The 9,993-nt window shown below is 72.7% G+C and carries 8 protein-coding genes and 1 tRNA gene; 5 read left to right on the top strand and 4 right to left on the bottom strand.

All coding sequences use genetic code 11. The annotated features are described in order from the left end of the window. Positions 1-33: 33 nt before the first annotated feature. From infC to JNK30_RS00665, 3 genes are all read right to left on the bottom strand, one after another. A complete protein-coding gene (infC, locus tag JNK30_RS00675) occupies positions 34-555 on the bottom strand; it encodes a translation initiation factor IF-3 (protein WP_293479219.1) in 522 nt (173 codons plus the stop codon). 110 nt (positions 556-665) lie between these two features. Further along, positions 666-1,649, bottom strand: coding sequence for a glycosyltransferase family 9 protein (locus tag JNK30_RS00670; protein WP_293479217.1), 984 nt, complete (start codon positions 1,647-1,649; stop codon positions 666-668). Further along, the gene (locus JNK30_RS00665; RefSeq protein ID WP_293479215.1) at positions 1,649-2,812 is read right to left on the bottom strand and encodes a glycosyltransferase family 4 protein; all 1,164 of its coding nucleotides are present in this window, start codon (positions 2,810-2,812) and stop codon (positions 1,649-1,651) included. Before JNK30_RS00665 ends, JNK30_RS00670 begins: the two co-directional genes overlap by 1 nt. Positions 2,813-2,857: 45 nt before the next feature. Between JNK30_RS00665 and JNK30_RS00660 the strand changes: the two genes are divergently transcribed. Next, positions 2,858-3,607: an alpha/beta hydrolase gene (locus JNK30_RS00660; protein WP_293479213.1), complete on the top strand. Its 750-nt coding sequence runs from the start codon at positions 2,858-2,860 to the stop codon at positions 3,605-3,607. Between the two features lie 125 nt (positions 3,608-3,732). Continuing rightward, positions 3,733-5,208 carry a HAMP domain-containing sensor histidine kinase gene (locus JNK30_RS00655; protein ID WP_293479211.1) on the top strand — a complete coding sequence of 492 codons (1,476 nt, stop codon included), beginning with the start codon at positions 3,733-3,735 and terminating at the stop codon, positions 5,206-5,208. 140 nt (positions 5,209-5,348) lie between these two features. Here JNK30_RS00655 and ggt read toward each other — a convergent pair whose 3' ends face one another. Beyond that, positions 5,349-7,025, bottom strand: coding sequence for a gamma-glutamyltransferase (gene ggt, locus JNK30_RS00650; RefSeq protein ID WP_293479221.1), 1,677 nt, complete (start codon positions 7,023-7,025; stop codon positions 5,349-5,351). 185 nt (positions 7,026-7,210) lie between these two features. Here ggt and JNK30_RS00645 point away from each other — a divergent pair, with 185 nt between their 5' ends. From JNK30_RS00645 to JNK30_RS00635, 3 genes are all read left to right on the top strand, one after another. Next, positions 7,211-8,233, top strand: coding sequence for a P1 family peptidase (locus JNK30_RS00645; protein WP_293479209.1), 1,023 nt, complete (start codon positions 7,211-7,213; stop codon positions 8,231-8,233). 51 nt (positions 8,234-8,284) lie between these two features. Continuing rightward, a complete protein-coding gene (locus tag JNK30_RS00640) occupies positions 8,285-9,547 on the top strand; it encodes a hypothetical protein (RefSeq protein WP_293479207.1) in 1,263 nt (420 codons plus the stop codon). Positions 9,548-9,629: 82 nt separating this feature from the next. Next, positions 9,630-9,706 (top strand) — tRNA-Arg (locus JNK30_RS00635). Positions 9,707-9,993 lie beyond the last annotated feature (287 nt).

Here is a 9,993-nt window from a genome sequence, read left to right as displayed (position 1 = left end):
CGACCGCTCCGGAAATCCAGGACCCTCGGCGGCTCACCGCGGGGCCAGGATCATGATCATCTGACGGCCCTCCATCCGGGGCTCGTACTCCACCTTGGCGACGGGCTCGAAGTCGGCCTTCACCTTCTGCAGGAGCTTCATTCCGAGTTCCGGGTGGGCCAGTTCGCGACCGCGGAAGCGCAGGGTGATCTTCACCTTGTCGCCTTCCTCGAAGAAGCGATGCATCGACCGCGACTTCACCTCGTAGTCGTGGATGTCGATGTTCGGACGGAGCTTGATCTCCTTGAGCTCCACCACCTTCTGCCGCTTCCGCGCCTCGTTCTTCTTCTTCTGCTCCTGGAACTTGAACTTGCCGTAGTCCAGGATCTTGCAGACGGGCGGGTCCGCGTTCGGCACGATCTCGACCAGGTCGAGACCCGCTTCCTCGGCGGCCTCGATGGCGGCGGAGGTGGGCATCACGCCCTGCTTCTCACCGTGCTGGTCGATGAGCAGGACGCGGGGAACGCGGATGTCTTCGTTCATGCGCGGCCCTTCCTTGACGGGCGGCGCTTGCATGGGGCGGCGAATAGGCAGTGCTCCGGATCTGTTGAATACGAAAAGACGCCGGTCCGCGCGGAGCGCTCCGGTCGTCCATGACAAGTATATGCCGCCAGGGCGGCTTTGGTTCAAGGCGTTGCGCGGGACGGGGCGAGGGAGTTCGCCGCCTGCGCCACTTGCGCCACAGGCAGATCCGCCAGGTTCTCGGCCCGGAGGACGGCCACCCGCCCGCGCGGCGCGGCCAGCGCCGGGTCCGAGGCCTTGGAGAAGAGCACGATCGTCGGCGCGCCGCCCGCCGCCGCCAGGTGCAGCGGGCCGGTGTCGTTGCCCACCGCCAGCGCCGCCTTCTGCCCCAGGAGGGCGACGGAGGCGAAGTCGGTCCTCCCGGTGAGATCCCTGGCGCGCGGCACGGTGCGCTGGATCTCGTGGGCCAGCGCGGTTTCCTGCGGTCCGCCCACGATGACGATGTCGAAGCCGCGCCCGTAGAGGATGCGCGCCAGCTCGGAGTACTTCTCGACGGGCCAGCGCTTGTCCATCCGCCGGGCCGAGCCGCCGGGCACGAAGATCACATAGGGCCGAGGCCGGTTGGCGCCGGCCACCGGCCGCTCCGGCGGCCGCGCCTTGGCGATCCAGGACAGGTCGGGCGGCGGGGCCGAGCCCGGCTCGGTGGGGGCGTCGGGCCAGATGCCGGCGTACATCAGCTGGTCCGCCTGCCGCTCCAGCGTGTGCATGCCGTTACGCAGCGGGTTCCGGTGCGGCAGCGAGCAGCCGAAGGCGATCCCGGACCAGGCGGGCGGGTTCGGCCGGAGGGCCTGGAAGATGCGGTTGGAGTGGGCCGAGGTCTGCAGGTCGTAGACCCGGTCGTAGCGCGCCGCCCTGATCCGCCTGCGCAGCGCCACCCACTCGGGGAAGCTCTCGGGCCGGCCGCCGGTGTCCACCGCGTTGAAGTAGGGGCAGATCCGGGCCAGGGCCTCATAGGGCGGGGTGGTCAGGAGGGTGATGTGGGCCTTGGCGTGCGCCTGGCGGATCACCTTCATGGCGGCCAGCGCCAGGACGAAGTCGCCGAGCGCCGACAGCTTGATGACGAGGATGCGTTCGACCTGGCGCGGCATCAGCGGCGGGCCTCAAGGACGCGTTCGTAGGCGGCCAGCGTCTGGGCGCACATGGCGTCCACGCTGTAGAGCTGCCGCGCCCGCCGGCGTCCGGCCTCGCCCATCTCCATGCGCTTGCCGGGCCCCACGTCGATCGCCCGGGACAGGGCCCTGGCCCAGGCCTCGGCGTCGTCCACCGGCGCGAGCCAGCCGGTCACGCCGTCGACGATGGTCTCGGTCACGCCCCCGTGGGCCGAGGCGATGACCGGGCGGCCCATGGCCTGCGGCTCGACGGCGGCGCGGCCGAAGCTCTCGGGCACGCTCGTGGGCAGGATCGCGAAGTCCGCCAGCAGGTAGGCGGCGGGCATGTCGGCGCAGTGACCGACGACGCGGACGGCGTCGCCCAGCCCGGCGGCCTCGATGGCGGCGTGCAGTTCCGCGGTGTAGTTGACGCGGCCCTGGTCGTCGCCGGCGAAGAGGATCAGGAAGTCCTTGCGGCCCGCCTCGGCCATCCGCCGCGCGGCCTCGATGATGGTGAGGTGCCCCTTGATCCGGGTGAGGCGGCCGGCGAGCAGGATGCGGGTCCGATGGTCGTTGGGCGCGACGCCCCACGCGCCGCGGAGCGCCTCGATCCGGTCGGCGGTGACGAAGGCGGGGTCGAAGCGCGCGAAGTCCACCCCGCGCGGGATGGTCACGAGCCGGTCCGCGTCGACCGCGTGCTCGGCCAGGACGTGGTCGCGGGTGTAGTCCGAGTTGGCGATGACCAGGTCGCCGCGGGTCATGATGGCGTTGTACCACCGCTTCAGGGGCGACTGGGCCTTGTAGACCCCGTGGTAGGTGGCCACGAACGGCGTCCCCGTCGCCTTGGCCGCCCACAGGGCCGAGAACGCCGGCGCGCGGCTGCGGGCGTGGACGATCGAGACCTTCTCCTGACGGATCAGCGCCACCAGCCGCGCCGCGTTGCCCAGGATCGTCAGCGGGTTCTTGGTGTGCACCGGCATCTGCGCCAGACGGGCGCCGTCGGCCTGCAGGCGGGCGGCCATGCGGCCGCCGCGCGTGGCCACCAGCGCCGAGCCGCCCGCGCGGACGACGGCCTGGGCCACGTCGATGGTGCTCTGTTCCGCGCCGCCGGTCTCCAGCTCGGGGATCACCTGCAGCAGCGTGAAATCGGGGGGTAACGGCACGCCCTCTCTCTAAACTGAGTTGGGGGCGGCTGCTAAGAGGCGCGCATGAGCGAAACGAGCGGATTTCTCGCACGGCCCGACGGGGCCCGGCTGGCGTGGCGCAAGGTGGAGGGCGCGGCGCCCACGGTGGTGTGGCTGGGCGGCTTCAAGTCGGACATGGCCGGCACGAAGGCGCAGGCGCTCGCCGAGTGGGCGCAGGCGCGAGGCCGGGCCTACGTCCGCTTCGACTACTTCGGCCACGGAGAGTCGTCGGGCGACTTCAGCGAGGGCACGATCACCCGCTGGCGCGACGACGCCCTGGCCGTGCTGGACGACCTGACCGCCGGGCCGCTGGTGCTGGTGGGCTCGTCCATGGGCGGCTGGATGGCCTGTCTGGCCGCGATGGCCCGGCCGGAGCGGGTGCAGGCGATGGTGCTGATCGCGCCCGCGCCGGACTTCACCGAGACGCTGATGAAGCCCGAGATCCCGCCGGACGGCCTGGCGATGCTGGAGCGCGACGGCGTCTGGCTGCGGCCCAGCGAGTACGGCGACCCCTATCCGATCACCCAGGCCCTGCTCGAGGACGGCGCCCGCTGGTCGATCCTGGGCGGCGAGCCGGTCCCCATCGAGGTCCCTGTCCGCATCCTGCAGGGCGGCGCCGATCCGGACGTGCCGTGGGGCCACGCCCTGGAACTGGCGAACACGCTCAGGGGCGAGGACGTGGTCTTCACGCTGATCCGGGACGGCGACCACCGCCTGTCCCGCCCCCAGGACCTCGCCCGCCTGATCGCGGCGGTGGAAGAGCTGGTCAAATAGAGCGCATCCCGCGGGGGATCAGGCGTCCGCCCGCGAACGACGGGCCCGTTCTCCCCGGTTGGCTTGATCCAAGCCCACCGCGCAGTCTAGCCGCCGGCCGCGTGGCGCATTAAGTCGAAAGGACAATGGCGGAGCGACCGAGCGAGGCTTTCGAGCGGATCAGGCGCCGCCTCATCTGGCCCGGCGGCCTTTCCGCTCGCCTGCTGGTCCTGACCGTCGTGTTCGCCGCACTGGGCGGGGCCATGGCGATCCCGCCCGCCATGGCCGCCTACGAACAGCAGTGGCTGCTCGACCGGGTGCGCGCCGCCGAGCTGGCGTCGCTCGCGCCCGAGGTCGCTCCGGACCGCGTCGTGTCGGAACAGCTGAAGACCCAGCTGCTGGAGGGCGCGGGGGTTGAGATCGTGGCCGTCTCCATCGACGGGGCCCGCAGCCTCGTCTTCGCCGCCAACCGCCCCGCGCGCGCGCCCTATGTGGTGGACCTGCGCCCCCGCGCGGCCGGGCTGGCCCTGTTCGCGCCGTTCCAGACGCTGCTGGGCGAGGGCGGCCGCGTGCGCGTCGTCGCCGAGCCCCGCTTCCGCAAGGAGGCCGACTTCATCGAGTTCGTGGCCAGCGACACCGAGCTGAAGCGGGCGCTGGCCAGCTACCTCTGGCGGCTGGTTGCGATCGTGGCCGGCGTGTCGGCGCTGGCCGGGTTCGTGGTCTATCTCGCGCTGAACCTCTTCCTGGTCCGGCCCATGCAGCGGATCACCTTCGCGATGGAGCGCTTCCGCGCCGATCCCGAGGATCCGGCCGCCCACATCCAGCTCTCGGGCCGCCGCGACGAGATCGGCCGCGCGGAAGCCGAGCTGGACCGGATGCAGGCGGACCTGCGCGCGGCCCTGCAGTCCCGGGCGCGCCTGGCCGCCCTGGGCGAGGCGGTGGCCAAGATCAACCACGACCTGAAGAACATGCTGACCTCGGCCCAGCTCGCCTCGGAGCGGCTGGCCGCGTCCAAGGACCCGACGGTCAGCCAGGCCCTGCCGCGCCTGGAGCGCGCGCTGGACCGCGCGGTCAAGCTCGCCGCCGACGTCCTGGTCTACGGCAAGACCGAGGAGGCTGCGCCCGAGCCCCTGGTCGTGCGCCTGGCCCCCGCCCTGAAGGAGGCCGCGGCCGAGGCGCGACTGCCCGACTCCGGCGTGCGCCTCGTCTCGAAGGTCGCGGCGGCCGACCAGGTCACGGCCGACCCGGACCAGCTGCACCGCATCCTGGTGAACCTGCTGCGCAACGCCCGGCAGGCGATCGAGCACCAGGACGGCCGGGAGTCCCCGGGGCGCATCGAGGTGTCGCTGGAGACCGCGGGGGGATCCAGCCTCATCCGGGTTTCCGACAACGGTCCCGGCGTCCCCGAGCGCATCCGCGAGCGTCTGTTCCAGCCCTTCGCCGGCTCGGGCCGCCCCGATTCCACCGGCCTCGGGCTGGCGATCGCGCGCGAGCTTGCCCAGGGGCACGGCGGGGACCTGACGCTGTCGGTGACGGGACCCGAGGGCACGGTGTTCGAACTGCGGCTTCCCGACGCGCCGCGCCCGCGGCCCCGCCCGCGCCGGACGAAGGCCGCAGCCTAGAGCCTCACCCGTTCAGACGGAACCGTCTGAACGGGAAGATGAGGCTCTAGATCAATAGTCTGAGCGCGTTCGGGTCCGAAAACCGGTCCCCACTTTTCGGAACGCGCTCTAGCCGCCGCGCTTCCGCATCCAGCCGCCTGCTACGGCGCGCGCGCCACGCCCTCCCGCCGGGGGTCGGCGCCGCCGCGCAGGCCCTGCGGGGTCACCTCGACGCCGTGCAGGCCCGACCCCTCGGCGCCGAAGCCCGAGGTCAGCTTGACGCCCTTGGCCTCGAGCCCCGCGCGCAGCTCGGGCGAGAACTTCTCGACCTCGGCGGCGTAGAAGCTGCCGCCCGCGATGAGGTTCGGAAGCGCGATCGCGTCGGCCATCGGCATCTTCCAGTCCAGCACGCCCACCAACGCCTTCAGCGTGTAGGCCAGGATCGAGGGGCCGCCCGGCGAGCCCACGGCGGCGACGAAGCGGCCCTCGCGGTCCAGCACGATGGCCGGCGACATCGATGAGCGCGGCCGCTTGCCGGGCGCCACCGCGTTCGCCGCCGGGGCGCCGTCGCGGTCGGTCGGGGAGAACGAGAAGTCGGTGAGCTGGTTGTTGAGGAAGAAGCCGCCCACCATCCGGCCCGATCCGAAGACGCTTTCCACGGTCGTCGTGATCGAGGCCACGTTGCCCCACCGGTCCACCACGACGAAGTGGCTCGTCCCCGAGACCTCCCGGGTGGCGTCCGGAGCGCGCGGGCCCGCGCCGCGGGGCTTGCCGGGCGCCACGGTCGCCGCCGCCACCGGCCCGATCAGCTTCGCCCGCTCGGCCACGTAGGCGCGGTCCAGCAGGCCTTCGGTGGGCACCTCCACGAAGTCGGGATCGCCCACGTAGCGGTCGCGGTCGGCGTACATCAGCCGGCTCGCCTGGCTGAACAGGTACCAGCCCTCCACCGTGTTCGGGTGCCGGGCGATGTCGGTGTTCTCGAGGATGCCCAGCGCCTCCAGGACCCCCGGCCCGCCCGCCGGGGCCGGCGGCAGGCAGACGACGTAGACGCGGTACGGACGGCACAACGCGGGGGAAGCCTTGGGCCTGTAGGCCTTCAGGTCGGCCAGGCTCAGCGCGCCGGGCATGGCGCCCTCGCGGACCTTGGCCACGATGGCCTCGGCGATCTCGCCCTCCAGCAGGGCCTTCGAGCCTTCCTTAGCGATCTTGCGCACGGTGGCGGCGTAGGCCGGGTTCCGCAGGATGTCGCCGGCCTGGATCTTCGTCCCGTCGGCCTTGGTGAAGTACTTCAGCGCATCGGGCGGGGCGGCCTGCGGCGCGCGGCTCGAGGCGGCGGCGGCCATCCGGTTCGGCACGGGGAAGCCCTGGTCGGCCAGGCGCTCGGCCTCGCCGAACAGATCCTTCCAGGCCAGCTTGCCGTGCGCCTTTTGGGCCATCTCGAGCATGGCGACCGCCCCGGGGGCGCCCGTCGACCGGCCCGAGACGATCGCGGCGCCCTTGTTCAGGGGCTGGCCGTTCTCGCCGTAGAACAGGGTGGGCGTCGCCGCGGCGGGCGCCGTCTCGCGGCCGTTGTAGGCGGTGACCGCCTTCGTGCGGGCGTCGTAGTAGACGAGGAAGGCGCCGCCCCCCAGGCCCGAGCTCTGCGGCTCCACGAGGCCCAGGACGGCCTGCACGGCCACCGCGGCGTCGGCCGCCGTGCCGCCGGCCCGCAGCACCTTCAGCCCCGCCTCGACCGCCATCGGATTGGCGGCGGCGACCATGGCCTTCGCGCCGGCGGGCGCCGCGGCCGGCTTCGGCGGCTGGGCGGTGGAGGCGTGCGGCAGGGCGCAGGCGGACAGGAGCGCGGCGAGCACGAGCGTCAGGAACAACGGCTTCACGGGACGGGCAGGCTCCTCGGGCGCTTCGCGCGCGTGGTCGGCGGGAGACGCCACAAATCACGAGCCCAGGCCGGCGTCCATCCCGGCGGCCGATCGCCGGCCGCTCCCGCGTGGACAAGGCGCCGCGCCTCGTGCGAGGTCGGCGCATGGTCGGAACAGGGGCGGGGCCGGGCCCGCGCAACCTCATCACGGACGTGGCGGGCCTGCGGGTGGGGCAGGCCGAGGATCTCGCCGTGCGCACCGGCGTCACGGTCATCCTGCCGGACGCGCGCGCGGTCTGCGCCGCCGACGTCCGCGGCGGGGCGCCCGGGACGCGCGAGACCGACGCGCTCCAGCCCGAGAACCTGGTCGACGCCGTGGACGCGGTCGTCCTGTCCGGCGGCTCGGTCTACGGCCTCGCGGCGGCCGACGGCGTGACGACCTGGCTGGGCGCGCGTGGCCGGGGCTTCGGCCTGGTGGAGGGCATCCCGAAGTCGCCCGTGGTTCCGGCCGCGATCCTGTTCGACGTGGCCAACGGCGGCGACAAGGGCTGGCGCGAGGCGCCGCCCTACCGCGACCTCGGCCGCCGCGCGGTCGAGTCGGCCGGCCCGGCGTTCGCCCTCGGCACGGCGGGCGCGGGGGCCGGGGCCATGGCCGGGACGCTGAAGGGCGGGATCGGGTCGGCCTCGGCGGTCACCGCAGACGGCTACACCGTAGGCGCCATCGTGGCGGTCAACAGTTGGGGCTCGGTGATCGCGCCGGGCGGCCGGACCTTCTGGGCCGCGCCGTTCGAGGTGGGGATGGAGTTCGGCGGCCTCGGCCCGGGCGGGCTCGCCGGGCCGCCCGACGCCTGGGGCCCGGCCAAGCGGCCCTCCGAACAGCGCAACACCACCATCGCCTGCGTCGCGGTCGACGCGGCGCTCACGCCCGCCCAGGCGAAGCGGCTCGCGGTGATGGCGCAGGACGGCCTGGCGCGCGCCATCCGGCCCGTCCACGCGCCGTTCGACGGCGACGTGGTCTTCGCGCTCTCCACCGCCGCGCGGCCGCTCGCGGAGCCCGCGCCCTACACGCTCGCCCGCCTGGGCGCCCTGGCCGCCGACGTGCTCGCGCGGGCCGTCGCGCGCGGGGTGTTTGAAGCCACGCCGTGGCCCGATGCGTACGTGTCCTGCTGGCGGGACCTTCCGGCCTAGGTGGCCCCCTGCTAGTTTCGCGTAACGGGTTGTTTCAGGAGAGTTCCCCCCATGCGTCCGGGTCTCAAGCTCGCCCTCGTCGCCGGCGTCGCCGCTATCGCGTCCACCGCCACGGCCCAGCAGAAGGTGACCGGCCCCGTGGCCGTCTACTGGATGAGCGCCCAGACCCAGACCGGGTTCGGGATGCCGGCCATGGGCGGCGGCGGCCAGCCTGACGCCGGCGCCATGATGCGGATGATGATGGGCGGAGGCGGCGGCGCCAACAAGTCGCTCACCCTGCAGCTCGGCTCCAGCCAGACCGCCGCCGCGCCGCAGGCCGAGCACCTGCCGCCCAGCGTGCTGCAGGCGGGACCCAGCCTGCCGCTGCTCACGCCGAAGACCGCGCCGACGCCGGTGGGCGAGCCGGGCCAGATCCCGCGCGAGTACCAGAAGCCGCGCGGCAAGATGCTGATCTTCTGGGGCTGCGGCGAGCGCGCCAGGCCGGGCCAGCCGGTGGTGATCGACTTCGCCCAGCTCGCCTCCAACCCCGCGGCCGCCGCCAATGCGTTCCGCGGCATCGACTTCCGCCCCATGCAGCCCCCGGCGCCCGGCCGCAACCGCACCTACGGCGAGTGGCCCAACGAGCGCACGCGCACCGCCGTGCCGTCCAACGGCTCGCTCGTGGGACCGCACACGATCCAGGGCAACTACAGCCCCGAGATCAGCTTCATGCTGAACGCCGAGCAGGACTTCCTGGGCCCGCTCAACCTCAACACCAACGCCCGCAACGCCGCCGGCGGCGTCGACCTGGGCTGGAACCTGGTGGGCAACGCCCAGGCCTATCTCGCCACGGCGGTGGGCGGCGGACGCGACACCGTCGTGATGTGGACCTCGTCCGAGACCCAGGCCGCGGGCTTCCAGATGCCCGACTACCTCTCGGGCGGCGAGATCACCCGCCTGGTGGCCAACAAGACCCTGATGGGGCCCGCCACCCGAACCTGCAAGGTGCCCAAGGAGGTGCTCGACGCCATGCCCGAGGGCGCGGGCCTCGTGCAGCTCGTGGCCTACGGCGGCGAGGCGAACTTCGTCCACCCGCCCCGGCCGGCGGACCCCAAGGTGACGTGGAACCAGCAGTGGGCCGTGAAGGTGCGCTACCGCTCGGCCACCGGCGGCATGCTGGGCATGGCCATGCCGCAGATGCCCGGCGGCCGCGCGGCGAACTACCCCGGCGCGCCGTCCGGCCAGCAGCCCCCGGCCCAGCCGCCCAAGCCGCCGTCCGCCGGCGACATCCTGCGCAAGGGCATCCTGGGCGGCCTGCCGATCCCGCGGCCTTGAGGGCGCGGAAAAACCGCGCGGAGGGGGCTTGCGCTCCCTCCGCCCTCCCACTAGGTTCCGCGCCCTCGCCGAAAGGCCAGACGCGCCCGTAGCTCAGCTGGATAGAGCATCAGACTACGAATCTGAGGGTCGGACGTTCGAATCGTTCCGGGCGCGCCAATTTTCCCAATAAATTCAGAATACTACCGCCGGGGCCTGGAGCCCGGGAGGCATGGGATCTACCCTGGGGTCACACTGGGGTCGCAAGTAAAGCAAGCCACCCAGGCCTCTGCATCGTGTTTCAGCGATGTCCTCGGGATGCGGAAGTGGGCTCACGGTGAGTCGCTGGCTCTCCGCAGCCTGATCGGATGTGCATAGGTCCCGGGCCTTTTGCGACACATGCCTGGGGATATGCATAGGAAGCGGCGACTTTCTGGATGCATCCACAGGGCATGTCGGAAACACCC

The organism is Phenylobacterium sp., assembly GCF_016793225.1.
In the GTDB taxonomy this organism is placed as follows: Bacteria; Pseudomonadota; Alphaproteobacteria; order Caulobacterales; family Caulobacteraceae; genus Phenylobacterium.
Note: the sequence above shows the minus strand (reverse complement) of the source record. Positions and strands in the feature narration are given on the sequence as shown.

Coding starts and splice junctions, on each gene's coding strand:
- JNK30_RS00645 (WP_293479209.1), top strand. CDS start 7,211: ATGGTCGGAACAGGGGCGGGGCCGGGCCCGCGCAACCTCATCACGGAC.
- JNK30_RS00660 (WP_293479213.1), top strand. CDS start 2,858: ATGAGCGAAACGAGCGGATTTCTCGCACGGCCCGACGGGGCCCGGCTG.
- infC (WP_293479219.1), bottom strand. CDS start 555: ATGCAAGCGCCGCCCGTCAAGGAAGGGCCGCGCATGAACGAAGACATC.
- JNK30_RS00640 (WP_293479207.1), top strand. CDS start 8,285: ATGCGTCCGGGTCTCAAGCTCGCCCTCGTCGCCGGCGTCGCCGCTATC.
- JNK30_RS00655 (WP_293479211.1), top strand. CDS start 3,733: ATGGCGGAGCGACCGAGCGAGGCTTTCGAGCGGATCAGGCGCCGCCTC.
- JNK30_RS00670 (WP_293479217.1), bottom strand. CDS start 1,649: ATGCCGCGCCAGGTCGAACGCATCCTCGTCATCAAGCTGTCGGCGCTC.